Annotated in this window: 14 protein-coding genes; 9 read left to right on the top strand and 5 right to left on the bottom strand. The window is 68.4% G+C overall.

From position 1 onward, the window contains the following. Window positions 1-5: 5 nt before the first annotated feature. From C1N91_RS05845 to C1N91_RS05835, 3 genes are read right to left on the bottom strand one after another with little or no spacing between them, the layout of a single operon-like run. Entirely contained in the window at window positions 6-917 is a 912-nt protein-coding gene (locus tag C1N91_RS05845) for a carbohydrate ABC transporter permease (protein ID WP_137766981.1), read from the bottom strand. After that, the gene (locus tag C1N91_RS05840; RefSeq protein WP_254678364.1) at window positions 917-1,876 is read right to left on the bottom strand and encodes a carbohydrate ABC transporter permease; all 960 of its coding nucleotides are present in this window, start codon (window positions 1,874-1,876) and stop codon (window positions 917-919) included. The genes C1N91_RS05845 and C1N91_RS05840 overlap by 1 nt, the downstream gene beginning before the upstream one ends. Next, window positions 1,873-3,222, bottom strand: coding sequence for an ABC transporter substrate-binding protein (locus tag C1N91_RS05835; RefSeq protein WP_137766980.1), 1,350 nt, complete (start codon window positions 3,220-3,222; stop codon window positions 1,873-1,875). The genes C1N91_RS05840 and C1N91_RS05835 overlap by 4 nt, the downstream gene beginning before the upstream one ends. A gap of 135 nt (window positions 3,223-3,357) precedes the next feature. Here C1N91_RS05835 and C1N91_RS05830 point away from each other — a divergent pair, with 135 nt between their 5' ends. Then, the gene (locus tag C1N91_RS05830) at window positions 3,358-3,801 is read left to right on the top strand and encodes an SseB family protein (protein ID WP_137766979.1); all 444 of its coding nucleotides are present in this window, start codon (window positions 3,358-3,360) and stop codon (window positions 3,799-3,801) included. 157 nt (window positions 3,802-3,958) lie between these two features. Here C1N91_RS05830 and C1N91_RS05825 read toward each other — a convergent pair whose 3' ends face one another. Together C1N91_RS05825 and C1N91_RS05820 are read right to left on the bottom strand one after the other, a co-directional pair. Then, window positions 3,959-4,840 (bottom strand): nuclease-related domain-containing protein, encoded by an 882-nt coding sequence (locus C1N91_RS05825; protein WP_137766978.1) that lies wholly within the window; start codon window positions 4,838-4,840, stop codon window positions 3,959-3,961. 50 nt (window positions 4,841-4,890) lie between these two features. Then, complete coding sequence (locus C1N91_RS05820) at window positions 4,891-8,373, bottom strand: TM0106 family RecB-like putative nuclease (RefSeq protein WP_137766977.1); 3,483 nt, start codon at window positions 8,371-8,373, stop codon at window positions 4,891-4,893. 116 nt (window positions 8,374-8,489) lie between these two features. On the opposite strand from C1N91_RS05820, the gene C1N91_RS17105 reads away from it, so the two are divergent. The 8 genes from C1N91_RS17105 to C1N91_RS05785 all read left to right on the top strand — a co-directional run bounded on the left by C1N91_RS17105 (window position 8,490) and on the right by C1N91_RS05785 (window position 25,991). Next, window positions 8,490-8,624, top strand: coding sequence for a hypothetical protein (locus C1N91_RS17105; protein WP_302642005.1), 135 nt, complete (start codon window positions 8,490-8,492; stop codon window positions 8,622-8,624). Window positions 8,625-8,684: 60 nt separating this feature from the next. Beyond that, entirely contained in the window at window positions 8,685-9,638 is a 954-nt protein-coding gene (locus C1N91_RS05815) for a radical SAM protein (RefSeq protein WP_137766976.1), read from the top strand. Between the two features lie 148 nt (window positions 9,639-9,786). After that, window positions 9,787-10,389: a hypothetical protein gene (locus C1N91_RS05810; protein ID WP_137766975.1), complete on the top strand. Its 603-nt coding sequence runs from the start codon at window positions 9,787-9,789 to the stop codon at window positions 10,387-10,389. After that, window positions 10,382-11,068, top strand: coding sequence for an ATP-binding cassette domain-containing protein (locus C1N91_RS05805; RefSeq protein WP_137766974.1), 687 nt, complete (start codon window positions 10,382-10,384; stop codon window positions 11,066-11,068). The genes C1N91_RS05810 and C1N91_RS05805 overlap by 8 nt, the downstream gene beginning before the upstream one ends. Further along, window positions 11,052-11,807, top strand: a complete 756-nt coding sequence (locus C1N91_RS05800) for a hypothetical protein (RefSeq protein ID WP_137766973.1) — start codon at window positions 11,052-11,054, stop codon at window positions 11,805-11,807. Before C1N91_RS05805 ends, C1N91_RS05800 begins: the two co-directional genes overlap by 17 nt. Window positions 11,808-12,003: 196 nt before the next feature. Then, complete coding sequence (locus C1N91_RS05795) at window positions 12,004-14,910, top strand: SNF2-related protein (RefSeq protein ID WP_137766972.1); 2,907 nt, start codon at window positions 12,004-12,006, stop codon at window positions 14,908-14,910. Window positions 14,911-14,913: 3 nt separating this feature from the next. Beyond that, window positions 14,914-19,596, top strand: a complete 4,683-nt coding sequence (locus C1N91_RS05790) for an Eco57I restriction-modification methylase domain-containing protein (RefSeq protein ID WP_137766971.1) — start codon at window positions 14,914-14,916, stop codon at window positions 19,594-19,596. Continuing rightward, window positions 19,593-25,991 carry a DEAD/DEAH box helicase gene (locus C1N91_RS05785; protein WP_137766970.1) on the top strand — a complete coding sequence of 2,133 codons (6,399 nt, stop codon included), beginning with the start codon at window positions 19,593-19,595 and terminating at the stop codon, window positions 25,989-25,991. Before C1N91_RS05790 ends, C1N91_RS05785 begins: the two co-directional genes overlap by 4 nt.

Below are 25,991 nucleotides of genomic sequence, written 5' to 3'. Positions count from 1 at the left end.
CGGCGTCACCGCAGGCCGCTCCGCGACAGACCCTCGACGAAGTAGCGCTGGAAGGCGAGGAACAGCGCGACGATCGGCAGGATCATGAGCAGGTTGACGGCCATGATCGCGCCGTAGTCCGACGTGTACTGCCCCTGCAGGGTCCCGACGATGCCGATCGGCACCGTGAACAGGTCCTGGTTGCCGGACAGCGCCACGAGCGGCCACCCGAACGCGTTCCACTCCCCCATGAACGTCAGCAGCACGAGCACGGCGAGGAGCGGTCGGCACTGCGGCAGCACGACGGACACGAACGTGCGGAAGCGTCCGGCGCCGTCGAGCTGCGCCGCCTCGATGAGCTCGTCGGGCACCGCCAGGAAGAACTGCCGCGCCAGGAACACCCCGAAGATCGCCGCCGCCTCGGGCAGGATCACCGCCCACAGCCCGCCGTACAGGTGCAGGCCGATCGAGATGAAGAACTGCGGCACGATGATCGCCTGCGGCGGGATCATCAGCGTCGACAGCAGCACGAGGAACAGGGCGTTGCGGCCGCGGAACCGCAGCTTCGCGAACGCGTACCCGGCGAGCAGGTTGCAGAACACCGTGATGACGGTGACGACGACCGCCACGAGCAGCGAGTTCGCGAACCACCGCCAGACCGGGAACTCCTGGAACGGCCGGACGAAGTTCTGCAGCGTCGGGTGCTGCGGCCAGAGCTGCAGCCCGGGTGCGTACAGGTCGGCGCGCGTCGAGAACGCCGTGAGCACCATCCAGTAGAGCGGGAACGCCATCACGATCGTGACGACCACCGCCACGGTCAGGCGCAGCCAGAGGAGCTTGCCGCCGCGCTTCCGGGGCGACCGGGTGGCGGTGGTGCTCGCAGCCGCTGCGGACCGACCCGACGCAGCAGCGCCGGTGTCCCACGTCGATGAGGTCATCAGTCCGTCTGGTCCCGTCCGGCGTTGAAGCGCCACTGCAGTCCCGTGATGAGGAGCGTCACGAGGTAGATCACGATGCCGACCGCCGCGCCGTAGCCGAGCAGCTGCGGCCCGTGCTCGTCGAAGGCGACCCGGTATGCGTAGGACACCACCGTGGTCGTGCCGTACCCGGGCCCGCCCCGGGTCATCGCCCACACGGTGTCGAACACCTGGAACGAGTAGATGAGGTTCATCACGAGCAGGAAGAACGTCGACGGCCCGAGCAGCGGGAACGTGATGAGCCGGAAGCGCTGCCAGCCGGTCGCACCGTCGGTCGAAGCGGCCTCCTGCACCGCGGGGTCGACGCCCTGCAGCCCCGCCAGGTAGATGAGCATGTCGAAGCCGATGCGCTGCCAGAGCGTCATGAGGATGACCGCCGTCATCGCCCACCCACCGCTCGACTGCCAGTCCACCTGCGGCAGTCCCAGCGTCGCGAGGAACTTGTCGATGAACCCGTTGTTCTGGTCGAACATCCACGCGCCGAGCACGCCCGTGGCGACACCCGACACGACGAGCGGCAGGAAGATGATCGTCCGGAACACCGTCCGCCCCGGCAGCACGCCGTTCAGCAGCACCGCGATCCCGAGCCCGATCGCCATCCCGACCGGCACCGTGAACAGCGTGAAGACGCCGGTGTTCCACACCGACTGCCAGAACACCGGGTCGGTGACGAGCTGCACGTAGTTGCCGAGACCGGCCCAGCTCGTCCCGCCCAGCGAGTCGAGGTCCTGGAAGCTGATCACCAGCGCGTACACGAGCGGCAGCAGCGTGAAGACGACGATCAGGACGACGTTCGGCAGCAGGAACGCGGACGCCGCAGCCGTACTGGAGGCACGGAAGACCCCGGCAGACCGCCGCGGTCCGCGCCGCACGGCTCCACCCGCCGTGGCGCCGCCGATGCGCTCGGTCGCGCCCGTCACGCGGACACCGCCCGGTCGACGGCCGCGTCGATCGCCCGGACCGCCTGCTCGGTGCCCCGGCCGTGGAACGCGAGCTCGAGCTGGTCCTGCAGCGCGGTGTTGATCGACGCGAAGCCCGGCACGACGGTCTCGCGCACGGCCGTCTCGGTGATCGTCGTCGCCTGCTGCGTGAACACGCCCATCACGTCCGGGCGGACCGCGTAGTCGAGCGTCTGGTCCGCCAGGGTCCGCAGCGTCGGGAGCTCGTTGGCGAGCTGGCAGAAGTCGCGCATCTGGTCCTCCTCCACGAGGAACTTGAGGAACGCGGCCGCGAGCTCGGGGTTCTCGGTGTCCCGCGTCGCGACGATCGCGTTGCCGCCGAGGTCGGACGCCGCCGCCCGGTCCCGCGGCATGTAGGTCGTCGCCCACTCGCCGCCCTGGTACCCGTTCGCTCCGTCGGCGAGCTCGGGCACGAGGAAGTCCCCGATGAACGTCATCGCCACGGTCTGGTTGAGGAAGAAGTTGTCCGAGTAGACCGTCGTCTTGATGGTGTTGTTCGCCGGCACCCACTCCTCGTCGAAGAACCGCTGCGTGAACGCCATCGCCTTGCGCGCCGGGTCCCCGTCGACCGCGGAGTGCCGCAGGTCCTCCGTGAGCAGCGACCCGCCCGCCTGGTACAGGAAGCTCGCCCAACGGTAGGCACCGGCGGCCGTCCAGTCGTAGGCGAACGGGTACTTGTCGTCGGGCAGGGTCTTCCGGAGCTTCGTGCTGACGTCGGAGAACTCCTCCCACGTCCACGCGTCCTCCAGCCGGTCGGGCACGGCGCCGATACCGGCCTCGTCGAGGGCCTTCCGGCTGAACGCGATCGCCGACGTGTCGGTCTGGTGCGGCACGCCGTACGTCCGTCCCTCGAACCGCACGGCGTCGTACAGCGCCGGCAGGAAGCCCTTCGCCTCGGACGCGCTGAGGTACGGCGTCATGTCGAGCAGCACCCCGTGCGAGGTGTACTTCCCGATGCTCGTGTAGTCGACCCGGAACACGTCGGGCGCCGTGCGCGACAGGATGCCCCGGTCGATGCCCGAGAAGAACCCGTCGTACGGCAGGGTCTGCAACTCGATCGTCGCCTTCGGGTGCCGCTTCTCAAAGCCGGCCTTGGCGCGCGCGAACCCGCTGTTCTCGCCGTCGCTGCCACCCCAGAACGCGAAGCGCAGCGTCCCCTCGACCTCGCCGATGTCGGCCTTCGACCCGGGCGCCGCCGAGCTCGGCTGCGGACCGTTGTTCGCGACGCACCCGCTCAGGGCGGTGGCCGCGCCGAGCCCGAGGGCGCCCGCGAGGAGCGACCGTCGGGTCAACTGCAGTGGTGGCACGGTGCTCCTGACCTGGAAGTGCGGACTTGCTCGGACTGTAGACGCGAGCGCCGACACCGGTGGCCCCAGTGCGCATTCGGTTCCGCTCCCGGGACGTGGGAGCATGGCCGGGCACACCACGTCGGAGGGAACCCCATGAGCAGCAGCGACACGAGCGGGTCGGCGTTCGGCCCGGGTGCCGGCAAGACCGAGTCGCCCGCCGGAGCCCTGCGGCGCCGCATGGCATCGTCGGCGCAGGGGTTCCTCGGCAGCGCCGCGTGGGTGCCGTGGAAGCCCGCGGGCGACCCCGAGGGCGGGAGCATCGCGCACGTGATGATCCGCGACCTGCCCTTCGTCCCGGTGTTCACCGACCCCGCGCAGCTCACCGAGGGCGTCCCCGGCACCGAGGCCCGCCCGGTCCGGATGGCCGAGCTCGTCACCGCCGTGCCCGAGGAGTTCGGCATCGTCGTCGATCCGACCAGCGCCGAGGACGCGAACTTCCTGCACGCCGACGTGCTCGCCGGGATACGGGCGCAGATGCGCGGCGAGATCCCCACCGACGACGACGACGCCGAGGGCTCGGAGCCCGCTCAGGGCTAGTCCCGCCGGTCGTCCTGGGTCTTGCCACCCTGGCCAGGGCGGGCGTGACCGACGTGGTGACGTCGATGCGCGGTTGACGATCCTGGTTCAGGATCCCCGGCCATCGCGCACCGCAATCGTCATGCCGGAAGCTGCGAGCCTGCTCGCCGCACCGTGGTCACGAACCGAGCAGCGCAGTCGCGACGCTCCCCAGCGCGAACAGCCCCGCGACCGGCAGCCCGACCGCCGCGAGGACCACCGCGAGCGCCGCCCGACGCCGTCGCTTGCGCGCGTCCTCGACCTCGCGGAGCAGCCGGTCGAAGCGCTGCTCGAGCCGCAGGGTGTCGTCGGGCGCGAACGCGGTCGTGTGCCAGGTGGCTCGTTCCTCGGCGACCATCGACAGGTACCGGACGGCGTCGTCCGAGTACGCCCGACGCTGCCCGAGGATCCACTCGCGCACCTGGTCAGGCCGGAGCACGACGACAGGAGCACGCTTCTTGCCGAACGTGATCCGATCCGCCGCGACGACGAGCAGCGGCTGCACGGGGAACGATCCACCCGCGGCCGCAGAGAGGAGTCGGGTGGCCTTCCGCCCTTCGCTCTGGGCGGCGCCGATGTGCGAGGTCTTCCCGCCGCCGACCATGAACGAACCGCCACCGACGAAGACCCGCTGTCCGCTGTGGTTCTTCGTGTTGATCGAGAACACCCCGGTGGGGCCGACTACCAGGTGGTCGATGTCCGTGGAGCCGGTACCGACCGGCACCGCGTGCAACACGGTGAAGGCCGGGCCCAGACGGTCGAGCTCGGCGGCGACACGGCGCTCACCCAGGGCCCCCTTGAACCAGGACCGCGCCGCTGGTGCGACTGGATCGACGCCCCAGAACCGCTGCGCCCGCGATCGTCCTGGTGCCTCGGACTGGAGCCGCAGGCACTCCTGCATGACCCCGTACCCGGGACGCCTTGCGCGCAGGGTCATCGCAAGTGCGCCGATGGCGGTCGCTCGGGACTCCGCTCCTTCGACGGGTCCGTCGTGCCCGAGCATCGTCGTTCGATCCGTCACCCTTCGACCGTGGCAGCGCACCTGAGCCGAGGGAAGCCCACGTTCGGGCGTCAGCGACGCGGCTCGACCAGCTCGATGAAGCGGGAGAGCAGCGACAGCCCGTTGATCGACGGGGGCAGTCCCGTGGTGAGTGCCGGCGAGTAGACGAGGTACGCCGCCCACTGCGCCCGGGACAGCGCCACGTTGAGCCGGTTCGGCATGAGCAGGAAGTCGAGTCCGCGCGGGATGTCCGCCGCGCTCGAGGCCGCGAGCGACGTGATCGACACCACGGCCTCGCGCCCCTGGAACATGTCGACCGTGCCGACCTGAGTGCCACGGAGTCCGGCGCGGTCGAGGGCCTCGCGGATCAGGGCGCCCTGCGCGTTGTACGGCGCGACGACGATGACGTCCTCGTCGGTGAGCGTCCGCGACACGTCGGCGTCGACCCACCGGCGGCCGATCAGGCTCTGCGCGAGCTCGACGACCCGCGCTGCCTCCTCCGCCGACGACGTCGTGTTCCCGCTGTGCACGACCGGCATAGGGTGGACGCCCGGGTCGAGGTCGTCGAGGTGCCGACCACTCACGATCGAGGTCAGCTGCCCGTCGTACGACAAGCCCGAGACCGAGGCGGTCAGCGCGGGCTCCATCCGCCGGGTGTGCGCGAGGAAGTAGCCGAACTCCGGCGGGAGCACGTGCTCGCCGTCCGCCAACCAGCCGAGCGCCGACTGGTCGACCGGCTCGGGGTGGGAGCCCTGGGAGACCTGCGGCAGCTGCTGCGGGTCGCCGAGTAGCAGCAGGCGCTCCGCGGCGATCGAGGACGCGATGGTCGGCGCGAGCGAGAACTGCCCGGCCTCGTCGACGACGAGCAGGTCGAGGGAGCGCCGTGGGATCGTGCCCTCGTTCGCGAACGTCCACGCCGTCCCACCGACGACTCCCCCGGTACCGGTCTCGGCGCACGACGACAGGAAGGCCGAGACGGCGGCGTTGTTCTTCACCGGGGTCCATGCCGCGGCCTCGAGCTCGTCCTCGGTCGCGTCGGACTTCGGCACCTTGACCACACGGTCGGCGGGCACCCCGGCGCGGACGACCGACGACAGGAAGTTCTCGGACGTTGCGTGCGACTGCCCGACCACCCCGACGCGCCAGCCGTGCTCGCGGACGAGCCGCGCGACGACGTTCGACCCGACGTAGGTCTTCCCCGTGCCGGGAGGGCCTTGAATGGCCAGGTACGACCGGTCGAGCCCGAGCAGCGTCGTGACGACCGCGGACACCGTGTCGTCGCCGGCGACGGGCGCGAGCGCGCCACGGGGCGGCACCCGGCGCAGCAGGTCGAGCGCCGGGTCGGGCAGCATCGACGGCAGGGCGTCGAGGACCTCCTGCCCCCACTCGGCGATCGCCTCCGGCTGCGGCTTCGCCCGCGGCGGGGCGGCCGGTGCGAGCGCGACCGGGAAGTCGTGGTGGGGCTCGCCGCCGCCGACCGGCAGGCTCTCCTTGACCAGGACCTCGAACGCGTCGCCGTTGTCGGCCGCTTCCAGCACGACCGCGCGAGCCGACGCGCCCTTTGAACCCGGCGCCGGAGCGGTGACCGACGGCGGGAGTGGGTCGTCGTAGACGAGGTGGGGCGTGCCTCCCGGCCGGATCCGCGAACCGGGCGCGAGCGTCCCCGACAGGCGGATCTCACGAGATTGCGAGCGGGCACGCGGCAGTGTGTCCCAGTCCCGCTCGACGGACGCACGCTCGACGACGAGGACGTCGCGGGTGTCGGCCCAGTCGTCGACGGGGTTGCGGAGGCGGTCGAAGTGGTCCTGCCAGAAGGTCTTGGCCTCGCGGCGGTGGTAGTCGATCGCGGCGGCGGCGAGCGCCAGGGCGGTCTGGTCGGCGTCACGGTCGAGAGGGTCGACGTCCGCGATCTGCGCGGCGAGGGCCGTGTACACGGGGTTCGGCTCGCGCTCGACGGGGATCGGCGGGAGGAGCGGCTCCTCGCTCGACTCCTCGGTCCGCGGGGGCCGGAGCGACAGCAGCCAGTCGCGGAGCCGCAGCGTCGAGCGGCAGTCGTAGGCGTTGTAGTCGGCGACCTGGTCGAGCATGCGCTGGCCCGTGGCGGGGTCGCCGCCCCGGAGTTCCTCGATCGCCTCGACGTACGCGGTGATGCTGTCGGCGGCGTTCGTGACGTCGCTCAGGCGGAGGTCCTCGCCCATGTAGAGCGGCTCGAGCTTCTTGATCGAGTAGCTGTGGCTGCCGACCACCAGGGCCTTGCGGACGATCGGGTACAGGTCGACGAGGACGCCGGCGCGGAGCAGGTCGTCGACGTCGTCCTCCCCCACGCCGTGCCGGGCCGCGAGGGACAGCAGGTGCGTGCGCTCGTATGCGGCGTAGTGGTAGATGTGCATGCCCGGGTGCTGCGCGCGACGCTCCTTGACGAAGGCGAGGAAGTCGATCAGCGCCTGCCGCTCGTCGCGGATGGTGTGCGCCCAGAAGGCGGTGAAGTCGGCGCGGTCGTCGACCAGGCCGAACAGGTAGTCGAGGCCCCAGTGCACGCCGTCCTCGGTGTGCAGGGGGTCGCCCTCGAAGTCGAAGAAGACGTCGCCCGGGTCCGGCTCGGGGATCGCGTCGAGCGCGCGAGGGTCGTGGAGTTCGAAGCGGGGCTTGGTCTTGTTGGCTCGGCCCGCTTGCTGCTCGGCTTCCGTCTCGGTCTGGAGGCGCGCCTGACGCACCAGCCTGTCTTGCGTCGACCGCGACATGCCGGGCACGGCCGCGGTGCGGTCCGCCAGGTCGTCGATCGTCCGCACGCCCTGCCGGATCAGCTTCGTGCGCTGGTCGAGGCGCATGCCGGCGACGAGGACCAGGTCGCGGTGCTGCTGCACCTGGGTCTGGCAGATCGTGCAGCGGCCGCAGCTGGAGTAGCGGGGGTCACCCCAGTGCAGTTCCTCGGTGTCTGCGATGCGCTCGGCGATGACCCGTTCGAGCTCGGCGCGCTGCGTGCGGTACACCGGGGCAATGTCGGCGAGGTCGTGCGTGGTCGTCGTCCGGTCGCCGAGGACGAGGTGGACCTGCTCGCCGGTGGGGATGCCGTGCGCATGCATCTGTTCGGCGTAGGCGGCGAGCTGCAGGAGGGCGCTGATCTTGGCGTGGCGGGCGAGCTTGGTGTCGTAGACCTCGTAGGCGCCGTCGTCGTTGCGGAGGATGAAGTCGGCGAAGCCGATGAAGCCCGGACGGTCGGGGGTGGGCGACTCGTGGAAGGTCGGCTGGTAGAGGACGTCGGCACCGATGTTGAAGGCGTCTAACGCTTTTTGCGCTGCTGTGTTGTAGTCGCGCGGAGCGGGTCGCTCGAACTCGACCACCTGGCGGGCCTGCTTGAGGATCGAGAGGTAGTCGAGCTCGTGCTGGTCCCCTAGGCGGGCGGTGCGCACGAGCATGTCGTCGTGCTCATCGGGCACGGGGCCGCCGCGGCCGAGCTTGGCGTCGAGGCGGCGGAGGAAGGCCCACTCGCAGGTCGCCCACGTGCTGAGGTCGCTCGGACTGAGCAGGACCTGGCGGTCGGTGGTGATCTGCACGGTCTCACCCTAGGGCCACCCGCCGACGATCCGGCCACGCATGATGTTCTGGATATGAGTAGGGTGGTCTCGCCCCCGTCCCGATGCCGGATCGAGACCAGGGGAAGGAGGGGAACATGCAGGACAAGGACGGCGCAAGCATGCTCGAGAGCTTCACGCTCGACGAGCGCGTCGCCGAGCTCGAGGTCGTCGACGACCTCTGGTACTTCGTCGTGGGGAGCAGCGGCGGCGTGATCGTCGGCAGCGGCTGATCGCGATCGAGGATTCGGGGCGGGGGCCCACCGATCCTGAGAGCAACACGAGGACACACCATGGCTGAGCCACGCTGGAGCGTCGGCATCAACTTCGACGCGAAGTGCAACGCACGCTGCGCGCACTGCTGCGTCAGCAGCTCACCGGACGCCACCGCCAACCTCGACGACGAGCTCGTCGACCGGATTATGGACGAGCTCCTGGACGATCCGAACGTCCGCGAGATCGGTCTGACCGGCGGAGAGCCGCTCCTCCGTCGGGCGCGCGCGATGTCCGTCATCGCGAGGATCACCGCGAGCGGCCGTGTGGCCTCCTGCGTGACCAACGGATTCTGGGGCGTCACATCGCGCGCCGCCGACCGCGTGCTCGCACAGTTCGAGGAGGCCGGCCTGCGGCGACTCACGCTGAGCTACGACGACTTCCACTCGCCGTACGTCAAGCCGCAGCGCATCCGCAACATCCTTGATGCAGCTCGGGATCGACGCGTCGAGGTGATCCTCAACGTGTGCGTGAGCCGCTCCCTCGACTCGCGCGCACTCCTGGCGGAACTCGGCGAGAGCCTGCACGGGATCCAGGTCACGCAGTTCCCCGTCGTGCCCGCCGGTGAAGCACGATCGCTGCCTGACGACGAGTTCCACCGGCGGCCGATCACGCGTGGGATGCTGCACTGCCCCGGTAACCAGGTCATCTTCCACAACGACGGCAACATCTACCCCTGCTGCTCGCCGCCGATCTTCGACACGCGGATGACCCTCGGGAGAGCCGATGAGCGATCGTTCCGCGAAGCAGTCGACGCCTTCGAACGGAACGCACTCCTCGGGATCATGCAGCGGGAGGGCTTCCAGTGGTTCATCGATGCCATCCGGTCAGTTGCGCCGGCGGCACCGGCAGCGCAGGCAACCGAGGTCGTCTCCGCCTGTGAGCTCTGTTCGCTCATCTTCCGCGACGAGACGTCGTTGGCGCTCATCCGACCGCAGGTCGACGAGTACTGGGCAGCGATCCGTGCGTCCTGACCTGGTCTACGCCGACGAGCGGTGCGAATGCCGCATCTCGGGCAGGAACGCCGTGGTCTTCGATCGCAGACGAAGGACGTACTACCGAGCACCCCTCGAAGCCGTGCCGCCGGCCGTGATCCACGCAGCGCGGCCGCGACCATCGACCGTGCCCACTTGGGCGGCCTGGTGCCTCGTCGGACTCCTGGTCGCCCTGCTCGTGGTGAACACGTTGCTCGTGCCGTCGCTCGATGGTCACCCCCACGTCCCAGAGGTGATCACAGCGGCGGTCTACCTCGCCGTGTCGATCGCTCTGCACGAGGCGAGCCACGTCGCGGCGCTGCGCACCTTCGGTCGCTCGATCGACAAGATCGGCTTCAGGATGAACCACTGGGTCTTCCCCGCGTTCTCCGTCCGCATGAACCAGAGCCTGCTCCTCAGTCGGCAGGAGCAGGTGTGCGTGCACGCCGCCGGACTGCTCGTCAACCTCGTGGTCAACGCGGTCACGCTTGTCTGCAATCGCTGGAGCTGGCAGTCGCCGGCGCTCGACTTCGCCGCGAGTGCGGTCTTCGTCGCCGCAGCGTGGAACGTCGTTCCCTTCCTGAACTCCGACGGCTACCGCGTCCTCCTGTCCCTGACGGGTACCAACGCCACCCGCGAGCTCCGGGCGAACCCGTTCTGGCTGATCAGCCTCAAGATCGTCGGCGTCCTGTTCGTCATCGCCGTCGTGACCCACACCGTCTTCACCTTCACGAGGAGCGCCCTTGCCTGACGTACTCACCATCGAAGACCTCACCGTCCGGCTCGGTCGACGCCTCGCAGTCGACCACCTGTCGCTGACTGTCCAGGACCGTGGCCACGTCATCGGCTTGTTCGGCCAGAACGGCGCGGGCAAGAGCACCCTCATCCGTTCGATCTGCGGCGTCGTCAACCGCTACCGGGGCAGGGTCCGCGGCCCGGTCGGCGGCGTTGCGTACCTGCCGGACGCACCGTTCCTCTACGGCCACCTCCGTCTCGACCAGTGCGTCGCCCTCGCGCAGGACCTCTGGACCGACTTCGACCCGGATCTCGCCCGAGCGATCTTCGCGGAACTCGGCCTGCCCGATGACCTTCGGATCCGTCGAGCCTCGAAGGGCATGTCGGAACAGATCCACCTCGGACTCGTCCTCAGCCGGCGCTGCCGTCTCTACGTGTTCGATGAACCCCTCGCAGCCGTGGACCCGTTCACTCGCGACCGTCTGGTGGGTCTGATCAGGGAGTACCGGTCACCCGGCTCGACGGCAGTGATCTCGACGCACCTCGTTGCTGGCCTGGAGGAACTGTTCGACGAGGCGGTCGTCGTGCACGACGGCAGGCTCGTCCTGCACGACGACGTCAGTGCGGTCGCTGAGCGCGGCGGTCTCGAGACGCGCATCAAGGAGGTGATCGCGGCCGATGCTCTGGCTCGTTGAACTCCGGAAGCACCTACCCCTGTTCGGCACCGTCTCCCTCGTCACGACGTCGATGGGAGCGGTCAGGGCGCTGAACCCCGATGTCCTCACCCTCCAGGTGATCCAGGCGCTGTGTGTGCTGCTGTGCTGGACAGCGACGACGATCTACTCCGCCTCGGTCGTCTTCGCCTTCCTCACCCTCGGACGAGACCTCCTCTTCCACCTGAGCACCAGGAGCCGATGGCAGCTCGCCGGTGTCAAGCTGAGCGTGCTGGCGGTGCTGCTCCTGGTCCAGCACGCGCTGACGCTCGTCTGGCAGGTGGCCGACCTGTCGAAGTCTGCCGGTCCCCACGTTGGAGCAGCCATCGGCTACGTAGTGGTCGCGAAGATCGTGTCCATCCTGGTGTTCCTGTGTTCCGTGACGCTCGTCGCAACGCTGGCGAAGACGTTCCGTGGTCGGGGCGGCGCAACCACGTTCTTCGCGGGCGGGATGCTCGTCGTCGTCGCAGCGCAGGCGATCGTGCTGTGGAGGATCGGCGCACCGAACACGCACGACTTCTTCATCGGTGTGGGAGGGGATGTGTTCACCGTGAACCTGTACGCCAACATCCTGCCGCTGACGCTCACCGGACCGGGCGACGGGTTCCTGCCGCCGATCACTGGGCTGTCCATCCTCCTGAACCTGCTCGTTGCCGTCACCCTCGCAGGCACGTGGGCGGTCTCGGCGAAGGTGCGGAGGTTCGACTTCCTTCCGCTGTGACCTGCTCGTCAGCGGAGTGCGCTCCTGACAGCGGCTCACTCGCCACTCGCTCAGCGAGCGAACCCAGACGCCGGTTGGTGCCCCGTAAGCTGAATGTCGGTGCAGTCGACGAAGCTGACGGCACAGGGGTGAGAGGGTGCAACACGTGTCGTTGATCGACGTCGATTCGACAACCGCCGACCGAGCATGGCCGAACGTGGCTCCCGGAAGCGTCGTCCTCGTCCGCGACGCCGAGTGGCTCGTACTCTCGACCGCGCCGACCGGCTCCGGTCTCCTCGTCACCGCGCAGGGCTTGTCCGAGCTCGTGCGCGACACCACCGCGACGTTCTACAGCGACCTCGACGACATCGAGCCACTCGACCCCGCTCAGGCGAAGGTCGAAGCAGACGAGTCGTCCGGCTACCGTCGTGCGAAGCTCTGGCTCGAGGCGACGCTGCGGAAGACCCCGGTCCCGCTGCACGAGGACGCTCTGACCGTCAGCACGCAGATGCTCGCAGACCCGCTCGACTACCAGCGCGCGGCGGTCCGCAAGGCCCTCGACCGCGACAACCTCCGTCCCCGCATCCTGATCGCGGACGCCGTCGGCCTCGGCAAGACGATCGAGATCGGGATGATCCTCTCCGAGCTCGTCCGTCGAGGTCGGGGCGAGCGCATCCTCATCGTGACGCCGAAGCACGTCCTCGAGCAGATGCAACAGGAGATGTGGACGAAGTTCGCCCTCCCCTTCGTCCGCCTCGACTCGCTCGGCATTCAGCGCGTGCGACAGAAGCTCCCCGCGACCCGCAACCCGTTCAGCATGTACAAGCGCGCGATCATCTCGGTCGACACGCTGAAGCAGAGTCAGTACCGCAGCCACCTCGAGAAGCAGCGCTGGGACGCCGTCGTCATCGACGAAGCACACAACGTCATGAACAACACGACGTTGAACGGCGAGCTCGCGTCGCGCCTGGCCCCGCAGACGGACGCGCTCATCCTCGCGTCCGCGACGCCGCACAACGGCAAGAAGGACTCGTTCGCACGGCTCGTGCGCCTGCTCGACCCGACCGCGGTCACCCCCGACGGTGACCTGATCGAGGACGAGGTGAAGCGGCTCATCATCCGCCGACACCGGCACAGTCCGGCCGTCGCGATGGAGGTCGGCGCCGACTGGATGGAACGTCAGGAGCCGAACAACGTCCTGGTGGCGCCGTCTCCGGCGGAGGCGGCGATCGCCAAGGAGCTCTCCACGGTGTGGCTCCACCCGCAGGGCGGGCGAACCCCGTACTCGGGCGAGAACGCGTCGCTGTTCCCCTGGACCCTCGCGAAGGCCTTCCTGTCGTCGCCGAGCGCCCTCGACGAATCGGTTCGCGAGCGCCTGAAGCGGCTCCGCAAGGGCGACGCCGTCAGCGAAGTCCGGCGAGAGATCGACGCGCTCGAGCGACTCGAACAGCTCACCGTCACCGCGCTGAACTCCAGCTCCGCGAAGTACGACGCCCTGCTTCAGCACGCGAAGGACATCGGCGTCGGCCCAAAGTCCGAGGAACGCCTGGTGGTGTTCTCCGAGCGGGTCGCGACCCTCCACTGGCTCCGGCAGAAGCTCGCGAAGGACCTCAAGCTGTCGGACAAGCAGATCCGGGTGATGCACGGCGGGCTGACCGACCAGGAGCAGCAGGAGCTAGTGGACAGCTTCAAGCAGTCCGCCTCCCCCATACGCGTGTTGATCACCGGCGACGTCGCGAGCGAGGGGGTGAACCTCCACTCCCAGTGCCACGAACTCGTGCACTTCGACATCCCTTGGAGCCTCATCCGCATCGAGCAGCGGAACGGCCGCATCGACCGGTACGGCCAGAGGCACGCACCCCGGATCACGACGCTGCTGCTCGACGTCGACGACGACGAGTTCTCCGGAGACGTCCGCGTGCTCACGAAGCTCCTCGAACGCGAGACCGAGGCACACACCGCGCTCGGCGACGTCGCATCGCTCATGGGTGAGTACAGCGCGGCCGCCGAGGAGTCCGCCATCCGCGACGTGCTCCTCCGCAAGCGCAGCTTCGACGACGCGGTCCCCACCGTCGAGGCAACGCTCGAGGAAGGCGACGACATCACCCGGCTGATGGCGGAACTCGCCGCCGAACAAGCCGACGAGAGCAACCGGGACCCGGCGCACAAAGCCGAGCACGAACCCACAACCCCAGGCCACCACGACAAGGCGGACATCGGGACCGGCCTGTTCTCGGACCTCGTCTCGTTCCTCGACACGGCGTTGGCCGAACGCTTCACCACCCCGACTGCCGACGCACGACACGGTGGCGTCGCGTGGTCGCGCACCAACGCGGTCGCGCAGCTCGAACCGACCGCCGACCTCCGCCAGCGCCTCGAGGTCCTCCCACAGACGTACCTCCGCGACCGGCGCGTCACGGAACGACTGCTCCTGGCGACCACACCGATCCAGGGCAAGGCGGAGGTCGTCAACGCGGTCAACGACAAGTCGAGCCCCTCGACCTGGCCGCACGCGCACTTCCTCGGCCCGCTGCACCCGGTGCTCGACTGGGCCGCGGACAGTGCGCTCTCCCGACTCGGCCGCAACCGCGTGTACGCCGTCCGCGGCGCCGTCGACCACCCCGTCGTCGTCGTGCATGCCACCCTGACGAACCGCGCCGGCCAGGTCGTCGCCGGGTCGTTCCTCACCGTCGACTTCCCCGACATTGCGGAGCACTCGTTCCACTTCACCCAGCCGCACGCCGACGCACGCTCCGCCCTGGCGCACGTCGGGTTCACCTCCGAGATCAAGACCAATGCGGGAGCGGTCGACGCCGCACCGCTGCAGCACCTCATCCCCGTGGCCGTCGAGGCCGCCCGCAACCAGGCGGTCCAGCAGATGGAGGCCACAGCAGACGACATACGCCGTCGCGTGCACGAGTGGGCAGCACGGATCGACGACTGGCAGGGCGCTGCCGCGGAACAGGCACAACTGCGCGGGCTCCGCGAGCACCGAGACCGTGTCGACGACGAATCGAAGCTCGTGGACCGCATGACACCGAACCAGCACTTCGTGCGCCCCCTGTTGGTCGTCGTCCCGCAGGACAGCCCGGCAGCCCCCGAACACCCTGGAAGCGAGCACTGACCCGTGGGAACCCTCACCTCGGAAGCGATCGTCGTCGGCGAAGACTGGATCAGCGAGCACTACCTCACCACCGACGCGAAGTCGCAGTCCTTCCAGAGCCGCGTGCTGGAGCGACGTGCGGCTTGGGACGCCGAGGACGCGGGTGGCGGCCCGTCCACACGTGCTCGCTTCACAGCGAAGCGCGCCGAGCTGATGGGGCTGCTGGCAGTCGTCAACCCGGAGGGCGTCGACGACGCCGCTGACGGCCGGGAGGCCCTCCACGCGCTGTCGACGCAGCTGCGGTCCGTCCTCGGGTACGTCCAGGGCGTCTTCCACCTCGGCGAGACGGGTCCGGTCCGGCACGTCGCCATCCACGGGCTGGAGGACGGAGCGCCATTGGCACTGATCGACGCCAAGCCGGTCGCGCAGATCGAAGATCTGCTCGCCAAGGACGGCGACACGCTGCTTTCGAGCTGGGCGCCGAACGATGACGACCCGAAGCCGCTGACCTCGGTGGTCCGCGCGCTGTCGGTCGTGTTCGAGGGGACGGCGAAGTTCGCGCTCGTGTTCGCTGGCCGCTGGCTGCTGGTCGCCGAACGGGACCGGTGGTACGAGGGCCGCTACCTCGCACTCGACCTGCAGCTCGTGTGCGAGCGCAACGACGCCAAGCGCGGCGGCGAGATCGATCGTGTCCTGACCTGCGTGGAAGCGGCATCACTCGCCCCCGACGGTGACGGCGACGTGTGGTGGACCGGGACGCTCGAAGACGCGGTCAAGCACACCGTCGGTGTCTCGGAGGACCTCCGCGAGGGTGTCCGGGAGTCGATCGAGATCATCGCGAACGACGTCGTGCAGCGCCGTCTGGAGCAGGGCCTCGAGCCCCTGCCGAAGGAGCAGGCCCAGCCGCTGGCGAAGCAGTCGCTGCGGTTCCTCTACCGGATCCTGTTCCTCCTCTACGCCGAGGCCTCGCCCCAGCTCGGCGTCCTGCCGGTGAACGCGCCGGAGTACGAGAACGGCTACAGCCTCGACCGTCTCCGGGAGCTCGCGCTCGTCGTGATCGAGAGCCCGCAGGGCGAGCGTGCGACGCACCTGTACCAGTCGCTCGACGTGCTGTTCCGCCTCGTGGACCGCGGCCACGCGCCCGAGGCGAGGGATGACGACGGGGCCGAGCCGGGCCTCCGGTTCGAGAGCCTGCGCGCGGACCTGTTCAAGCCGGAGGCGATCGCCCTGATCGGCGAAGTCGGTCTCAGTGACCGGAATCTGCAGCAGGTGCTGCGTCGGCTGCTCCTGAGCAAGGAGACGAAGGGCCGGGACCGGGGGTACATCAGCTACGCCGACCTCGGGATCAACCAGCTCGGTGCGGTCTACGAGGGCCTGATGTCGTACACGGGCTTCTTCGCCGAGGAGGACCTGTTCGAGGTGGCGCCGAACGGCGATCCGTCGAAGGGCTCGTGGGTCGTTCCCGTCGGACGCGAGAGCGGTATCGAGTCGCACCACTTCGTGACGCGCGAGGACCCGAACACGGGTCAGCCGAAGCGCGTGCGGCACCCCGCGGGCTCCTTCGTATACCGCCTCGCTGGTCGCGAACGCCAGCAGTCGGCGTCGTACTACACGCCGGAGGTGCTGACGCAGTTCACGGTGTCACAGGCACTCGAAGAGTTGCTGGACCAGGACGGCCAACGGACGAGCGCGGAAGACATCCTCTCGTTGACGGTCTGCGAACCCGCGCTCGGCTCGGGCGCGTTCGCGATCGAGGCCGTCCGTCAGCTCGCGGAGCAGTACCTGAAGCGCCGCGAGGAGGAGCTCGGCGAGCGCGTTGACCCGGACGACCGGCCGCGCCAGTTGCAGAAGATCAAGGCGGCGATCGCGCTTCACCAGGTGTACGGCGTCGACCTCAATGCGACAGCCGTCGAGTTCGCCGAGATCACGCTGTGGCTCGACACCATGTCCGAGGGACTCGAGGCCCCGTGGTTCGGCCTGCACCTCCGTCGCGGGAACTCGCTGATCGGAGCCCGCCGCGCCGTGTACGACAAGTCATCGATCACGAGCAAGGCGTGGCTCAAGCAGGTGCCGCGGGACGTCCCGCTCCGCAACGAGGTCGAACTCGGCGAGGGCCAGCTCCGCGCGTCGACCGCCGGTGCCGTGCACCACTTCCTCCTGCCTGCTGAGGGTTGGGGCAGCGCGGTCGACGCGAAGGAAGCGAAGGAAGTGGCGCCGGAAGCGCTCGCGGCGTTGAAGACATGGCGACGCGGGATCCTGGCGAAGCCGACCTCGAAGCAGATCGACCAGCTCATCGCGCTCGCCTACCGAGTCGAAACGCTGTGGAGCCTAGCCCGGCGCCGACTGATTATCGCCGAGCAGGAGATCCGACGCGACATCCCGCTGTGGGGCCGCGAGCGGCCGGAGCAGCCGCGGAAGCCTGTTGTCTCTCGCGAGGAGATCGAGCGGACGCTCAACGATCCCGACGGGGCGTACCAGCGACTTCGGCGCGTGATGGACGCATGGTGCGCGATCTGGTTCTGGCCGCTCACGGACACGCTCACCGACGGGGCGAAGCCACCGACGCTCGATGAGTGGATTGCGACTCTTCGCGAACTACTCGGAGAGCACACGGTTGCGAAGCCGAAGGAGGTTGCCCACGGCCAGATCACCCTCGGATCATCGCGATCCGGCTGGGAGGCACTCAACGACGAGGAGCGCGATGACCGCGACTTCGCGAGCGCACGCCATGTCGAAGACGTGCTCCAGGACCACTCGTGGCTCGCGGCGACGCAGCATGTCGCTGAACAGCAGGGCTTCTTTCACTGGGAGCTCGACTTCGCGAGCGTGTTCGAGCGCGGTGGGTTCGACCTGCAGGTGGGCAACCCTCCTTGGGTGAGGCCAGATTGGGATGAGGCTGCCATGCTCGCGGAAGCCGATGCCTGGTGGGCGCTCACCCCGAAACCACCCACTGCCGACGCAGAACGGCGTAAATTCGAAGCGCTGAACGACGCCAGCTTCCGAGCTGAATTCTTGGATAGCTTGACGGCCGTCGTGGCGACGAGGTCCGCGGTGTCGGCGTGCACGGAATACCCTCTGCTCGACGGACTGAGACCAGACCTCTACCGCTGCTTCATGGCACGGACGTGGGGCCACAGCAACCGTTCCGGAACGATCGGGCTCATCCATCCGGAGTCGCACTTCACGGACGAAAAGGCGGGCCCTCTTCGAGCCGCTACGTACCCCCGCTTGCGGCGCCATTGGCAGTTTGTCAACGAACTCCGACTGTTCGAAATCCACAATCTCGTTACCTATGGCATCCACGTGTACTCGAGTTTCGGCGAAGTCGACTTTTCTCAAGCGACGAGCCTTTATCACCCTCAGACCGTAATCGGATCGCTCCGCCACACAGGAGAGGGGGAAGAACCCGGTCTGAAGGACCGTGAAGGCAACTGGGACCTCCGGCCGCACAAGTCCAGGATCATTACCGTCACCGAAGAGACGCTCTCTACGTGGCACGCGGTTCTCGAGGACGAGTCGGTTCCGGTGCGACGAACGCGGATGGTCTACGCTGTGAACCACTCCACTGCCGCCGTGCTCGACAAGCTCTCAAAGAGTGTACGCATTGGCGACCTCGAACTCGAATATTCCGCCGGATGGAATGAAACGACCGACTTCAAACGCGGCTTTTTCAAGAAGGAATGGGGGTCTACTGCGACGTGGGACGACACCATCCTCCAGGGTCCGCACATCTTCGTCGGCAACCCGTTCTACAAGTGGCCGAACGAGAGCATGTCGAGCAACAAGGATTGGTCATCAGTCGACCTCGAGACACTCGCCCCTGACGCGATGCCAATCACCGCTTATAAGCCAGCCGGCAACCGCGCCGCCTACGATGACGTATACACACAGTGGGGCGTCCAGAGGCATTCGGCCAGGGACTTTTATCGTGTCGTCTGGCGCACCATGGCCGCAAACACCGGCGAACGGACACTCATCCCAACGATCATGCCGCCAGGAGCTACGCATGTGGATGGACTATTTTCGGCCGGCACACCCGCCGGGGACCCAGCCCGCCTTCTGACCATCGCCGGCACAATGATGTCTCTCCTCGCCGACTTTTGTATCCGAGTTGCCCCTAAGTCGACTATCCGCGCAGGAACAGTAGCGAGACTACCCGCAGTCTCCAATCCGGTATTGGCTTCCGCCATCAACCTGCGTGTTGGCCGTCTGGTCTGTCAGACCAGGGCCTTCAGAGACCTTTGGGCATGCGCTTTCGAGACGCGTGCGGTCGAGAGCGCTAGCAACATCAATCTTGGCGAAAAGGCGCAGCAGACCGAGTGCCTGGGCGCTGAGTGGGATTCGTCAGTGCCCCTTCGGCGCGCGTTGGATCGACGTCAAGCACTTGTAGAGATTGACGCCATTGTCGCCCTCGCTTTCGGGACGACCGCGGACGAACTCTGTAGCGTATATCGCACCCAGTTCGCCGTGTTGTACGGCTACGACCGCAACGTGTACTTCTACGATGCGAACGGCCGACTGGTGCCGAACGAGGTCCTCAAGGTGTGGCGTCAGAAGCAGGACGCGATCAGTGAGGAAGAACGGACCGCGACGAACGCATCCGGCAACACCTACACGTACGAGCTGCCGTTCCGGACGCTCGATCGCGAGGCCGACATGCGCCAGGCGTACGCCCACTTCGAGAAGCTCCTGAAGGACGAAGCATGAGCGAGCTGCTCCCCTCCGTGCAGGCCGGCGAGATCACGAAGGGACTCGTCGACTTCCTGACGACGACGTTCGCGCTGTCCGAGCCCGAGGCACAGACGACGCTGCAGCAGTTCCTCCAGGACCCGGAGGACGGGATCTTCCGAGGTCCCTACGTCCGACTTCGCCTGCCGTTCCGCGCGGCAGATCCCGGCTGGGAGGCAGCCCTTGAGTGGACTCCCCCAGTTGCCCCGTACGGGCACCAGGCAGAGGCGATCGCACGTCTCTCGAGCTTGGAGACGCCCGAACACGACCGTCCGCAGCCGACGCTCGTCACGACCGGAACCGGGTCGGGCAAGACCGAGGCGTTCCTCTACCCGATCGTCGACCACGTCCTACGCGCGAAGCGCCAGGGCATCGAGGGGATCAAGGCGCTCATCCTCTACCCGATGAACGCCCTGGCGAACGACCAGGCTCGGCGCATCACCGACCTGATCATGACCGACTCGGCACTCGGCGGTATCCGAGCGGCGCTCTACGTCGGCGAAGAGGGCCCACAGCGTTCGGCCGTGACGAAGGACGGGCTGATCACTTCCCGTCCCGCCATGCGGGAGCAAGCGCCGGACATCCTGCTCACCAACTACAAGATGTTGGACCAGCTGCTGTTGCGTCCGTCGGACGCGACCCTCTGGGACCAGAGCGCCACGAGCCTCCAGTACCTGGTCCTGGACGAGTTCCACACGTACGACGGCGCGCAGGGGACGGACGTTGCGATGCTGCTGCGCCGCCTCGGACTCGCGCTCAAGGGGCGCTGGGCAGACGACCAGTTCGACGATGCGGCGCGGCAGCGCGCGCTCGGCGTCGTGACGCCGGTCGCCACATCGGCGACGCTCGGTGACGGGAGCGACCCGAGCGCGATGATCGCGTTCGCGAACACGGTGTTCGGCGGCGGGTTCGACGCGTCGAGCGTCGTCACAGAGACCCGACTGTCCGTCGATGAGTGGGCCCGCGAGGCCATCGAGGCGGTCGAGGAGCTGGGCCTGGCACCGGTTCCGCTGATCGATGCTCGCGCCGCGCAGCTCCAGGAGCAGCTCTCCGGTCATCGGCATAGCCCGGAGGAGATCACCGCGGCGGTGCTCGAGCTGCTCTACGTCGCGGTGGAGGACGAGGACGGGCAGGAGCGCTACGCGGAAGCACTTGCCTCGGCGACGGACGCCGCTGACCGGCTCGAGCTCGAGTTCACCCTCGTGTTGGCGCACCCGTTCGTCCGCTCGCTCGTGATCGCGAGCGAGCAGGCGACGTCGCTGGCCGAGCTCGCGCGGACGCTGTTCCCCGACGAACTCGTCTCAGGTGAGCGGCCGGCGGACCGGGACGACGCCCGCCGCACCACGATCGTGATGGTGCTCGCCGCGCTCAGCCACCTCCGCAAGGAGGTCGGACGCCGGTCGGTGTCGGTCGACCTGCACCTCTGGGTCCGCTCGCTCACGCGCGTCGACCGGGCGGCACAGGCGCTGCCCGAATTCCGCTGGGCCGACGACGGCGAGCTGCGCACCGACACTGGTGTCGGGCCGGCCGGCGCTGAGATCGCGCCCGCCTTCCCCGCCCTCTACTGCCGACACTGCGGTCGCAGCGGCTGGGGTGTCGAACTGGCCCCGACCGGCTTGGACCTGGCGCAGACCGATGCGAACATCCGCCGGAACCACGCCACCAAGCAGTCGAAGAGCCGGTTCCGAGCGCTCATCCACGCACCCCGCGAAGGAGAACTCGCCCTCGCCGGCGAGAATGACGACGATGGCCTGACCACCGGTCCGTGGTGGTTCCGCGTCGCCGACCGGCAGATCACCAGCGAACGCCCGCCCGCGGACGACGAGGGCGTGGCGGTGCCGGTCCTGACGCTCACCGGCAACGACGCCGACGACGAGTCCCGCGACGACGTCTGCCCCAACTGCGGCAAGACGAACGGCATCCGCTTCCTGGGCTCGGCGATCGCCACACAGCTCTCCACGGTGGTGACGACCTTGTTCGGTGATCGGCACCTCGACGTCGGTGAGAAGAAGGCGCTGGTCTTCACCGACAGCGTGCAGGACGCCGCGCACCGCGCAGGCTTCATTCAAAGCCGAGCTCGGGTCTTCAACCTGCGGAACGCCGTCCGACAGGCGGTCGTCGAAGAGACGACGCTCGACGACATCCCGGCAGCGATGATGGCCGCCGCGCGGACGCCCAGCGAGCGGTACCGGCTCCTCCCGCCCGACCTCGCCGAGCGGAACGGCTTCCGCGGGTTCTGGGACACGGATAAGGCCGTGTCAGCAGTCGTCAAGAAGCGGGTGCAGCGCAGACTCGCCTTCGACCTCGCGCTCGAGTTCGGGCTCGAATCGCGGGTCGGACGCACGCTCGAGGAGACCGGCAGCCTGGCCGCGCACGTCGAAGCGGGGCCGGCAACCCGCCTGGAGGCAGTGGGTCGCGCAGCCGTCGAAGGTCTCGAAGTCGCCTGGTCGCTCGACGACACCCGTGACGGGCTCCTCGACGCCGCATCCATCGTCCGCTGGGTGCGCGGCACCCTCGAACGGCTGCGAGAGCGCGGCGCGATCGACCACCCCTGGCTGGACAAGTACGTCGAGAACGACGGCAACCGTCACTGGGTGTGGGGCGGCCGGCCGAGGCACGAGGGCATGCCCGCCTTCCCACAGGGGCGCGAAGCGCCCGCCTTTGCGCGGGTGGGCAAGAAGACGACCGGCGCGCGTGAGTCGGCGCTCGACACGGTCACCTCGTCGCAGAGCTGGTACGCGCGCTGGACGGCTCGCTGCCTCGGCGTCGTGCCGTCTGCGGGCGAGAAGCTCGCGCGACGGCTCTTCGAGACGCTCGACCGCGAGGCGATCGTGACGTCGCGGCCGATCGCTGGTGGCGACACGCGTGCCTACGGACTCGCGCCGAGCAGCATCATCATCACGCCGGTCGTCAGTGACGGCACCGGGCAGACGCTCGTGTGCGACACGTGCGAGACCGAGACACCGTCCGCGCGCACGACGGTGGAGCAACTCGCCGGCGGCCCGTGCACCATGGCGCGTTGCCCTGGCACGCTGCTGCGGAAGGACGCTGCGCCGGAGAACTTCTACCGTGATCAGTACGACAACGGGAAGATGCGCCGTGTCGTCGCTCGCGAACACACGAGCCTGCTCGAGGACAAGCTCCGGCTCGACTACGAGACCCAGTTCAAGAACAGCGACGCGCAGCCGGACGCTCCGAACGTCCTCGTCGCGACCCCGACGCTCGAGATGGGCATCGACATCGGTGACCTGTCGACAGTCTTCCTCGCGGGACTCCCCCGGACGGTGTCGTCCTACCTGCAGCGTGTCGGACGGGCCGGACGTCTGACGGGGAACGCCCTCATCCTCGCGTTCGTCCTCGGACGAGGAGACCAGCTGCCGAAGATCGGTGATCCGACCTCCGTGATCAACGGCGCGGTCCGTCCACCCGCGACCTACCTCAATGCGGTCGAGATCCTACGACGGCAGTACACCGCGTTCGTCATCGACCAACTCGCTGCCGCCGGAGCGATCCCGGAGATCCAGTACGCGCCGAAGGTCCTCGGCGATTCCGCTGCGGGCTCGTTCCTCGACCTGGTCATCAGCCATGCGGAAGAACACGCGGAGGAGCATCTCGCTCGCTTCACCGGCGCGTTCGGATCGTTGAACGAGGACGTGATCGGTGGGCTGTCCGACTGGGCTCGGCCGGAGGGTGCAGCCGAGCGGTCGAGTCAGCTCGCGCGGACGCTGCTCGACGCGAGCCTGCACTGGAACCAGGAAATCGAGCGGATCCGGATCCGGATCGGGACGATCGAAGAGTCGCTTCCGGAACTCAAGCGTCTCGCCGAGCTGACGAATGAGAGCGAGGACGTGTCCGCCGCCAGGGCAGCTGAAGCCTCGTTGCGCCTCGCGAGGAAACAGGCGGGGCAACGGCGGACCGAGTTCTGGGTCGCGGCCCTCGAGCGGTACGGCGTGCTCCCGAACTACACGCTGCTCGACGACCGCGTGCAGCTCGATGTCGGTCTCACCTGGATCGACCCCGAGTCCGGTGAGTTCGCGGAGGAACAGCGGAGCTACGAGCGGGGACGCAGCCGGGCGATCAGTGAGTTCGCACCGGGCGCCCACTTCTACGCGCAAGGCCTCGACGTGACGATCGATGCCGTCGATCTCGGGACCGACGGTGAGCAGGTCCGAACCATGGCGTTCTGCCCTGAGTGCGGCTTCGCCCGCGACCTGGAAGAGGGCGCGGTTGCCACGTGCCCGCGGTGTTCGAGCACCGCCATCGCGGACGTTGACCAGCGCCTCCGGGTCGTCGAGATCGAGCACGTCTCGGCCGAGGTCCGCCGTGACGAGTCGAGCATCAGCGACGTCAACGAGGAGCGCGACCGCGTCCGTTTCACCGTCCAGCTCGCCGCAGACCTCGACGACGCTGACGTGTCTGCACAGTGGTACGTCGACGAGGTCGGGTTCGGGTGCAAGTTCGCGCGCTCGATGACGCTGCGCTGGGTGAACCTCGGTCGTGCCGGGCTCGGCGCGAGTCGCTTCGTCGCCGGATCGGAGCACGCCGCTCCGCTGTTCCGCGTCTGCAAGGGCTGCGGGAAGCTCGACCGGGAAGGCGACACGAACAACGCATGGGAACACCGTGCGTGGTGTCGCTTCCGGAAGGACCGGGCCGAGCACACGGACACGATCGCTCTCACGCGGACGCTCACGACGCAGGCCATCGTGCTCCGTGTCCCGCCGTCGATGACCGTCGGCGACGCCCTGTCGATGCCGAGCCTGTCCGCCGCGATCCAGCTCGGTCTGCGTGAGCTGATCGGCGGCGACCCCGACCACCTCCAGCTCGCGACCATCGTCGAGCCCGTCCCTGGTGAGGACGTGAACAACCTCGCGCTGCTGATCCACGACACCGTGCCGGGTGGGACCGGCTACCTCGCCGACCTCGCGGACCCAGCGCGCATCCGCGAGGTGTTCGAGCGGGCCCTGTCCGTGCTGGATCGATGCGACTGCGCAGCGGACCCGGTCCGAGCGGCGTGTGACAAGTGCCTGCTGCCCTTCGCCCCCGGCGGCGACGTGGGCAGTGTGTCGCGCACGAGCGCGCTCCACAACCTCCAGGTGTTGCTGCAGTATCGGGACGGGAGCGCGTCCGAGTGGTCCACGACCGAGGTCGACCCGGGCGTCCAGGATCCGGAGTCCCACTTGGAGCAGTGGTTCCGGAAGATGTTCAAGGAGCGTGTCACGGCGCTCGGCGCCAGTCTCAAGGAGATCCCGGGCGAGTGGGGGTCGACGATCCAGGTCACGCTGCCTGGACAGCATCGGACGTGGTCGTTGCGGCCACAGCAACTCGTCGGAGGTACGCGGCCGGACTTCGTGCTCGAGGCATCCGGAGCGCACGTTCCTCCGGTCGCGATCTACACGGACGGGTTCGCCTACCACGCATCGCCGGCGCATCTGCGACTGGCTGACGACGCCACGAAGCGCCAGGGCCTGCGCGATCTCGGGTACCGCGTCATCGCACTGACGTGGGACGACCTGCGCCGTCTGCGGGACGACGAAGCAGAACCCGATCTCGACGTCTACGACCCGTCGATGTCCTTGAAGTTCACCGGGCCGTTCCAGCTGACCCCGGCGGACGTCAATATGCTCGACGAGAATCCCATCACGACGCTCATGGGCTGGATCCAGAGCCCTGAGGACGCTGCAGCACGGACCGAGCGTCTCGCCGATGCGCTCCCGATGCTCGCGATCCCCAAGAGCAAGATGGTCACTGAGAACCGGTCCATCGTGGAGCAGGCACTCGCACTCGCGCTCGACAGGACCGGACCGCTCACGGCGGGCCCGACGTCCTGGGCGCTCCGGTCCGCGCACCTCGCGATGCTCGCGCGTCGTCCGGTGGGCGTGACGGGAGCGACGCCGCCAGAGACAGCGCTCGTGCTCGACGACGGGCCGGAAGCCCTGACCGCACCCGGATTCCGGGAGGCCTGGCAACGGTGGCTGCGGCTGTCGAACCTGCTCGGGGCACGCTTGGCGAAGCCGGTCACGATCACGACCGCCAGTGCCGCCGCCAGCGTCGCGGTGGAGCCGACGTTGCCAGTCAGTGAAGAGTCCCGCACGGATCTGACCACGGAATGGCAGGAGCTGATCGCGCTGGCCGAACCGGACGAGGCAGCGGTCCTCGAGAGGCTCGCGGAACTGGGCGTCTCCGTCCCCGTCCTCGGTCACGAGACGACCAGCGGCATTCCCGTCCCGGTCGCGTGGCCAGAGGAACGCATCGCGCTCGACGCGCTGCTGAGCGACGCGGTCCGCGACGACCTCCTCGGCGAGGGCTGGACCCTCGTGTCCCCCTCGGACGATCCTGCACTCCTTCGAATCCCGCGCCATCGGAAGGACTCCTGA

It is taken from the genome of Curtobacterium sp. SGAir0471, from assembly GCF_005490985.1.
Lineage (GTDB): Bacteria > Actinomycetota > Actinomycetes > Actinomycetales > Microbacteriaceae > Curtobacterium.
The sequence above is the reverse complement of the archived record's forward strand: the minus strand, read 5'-3'. Positions and strand labels throughout refer to the sequence as shown.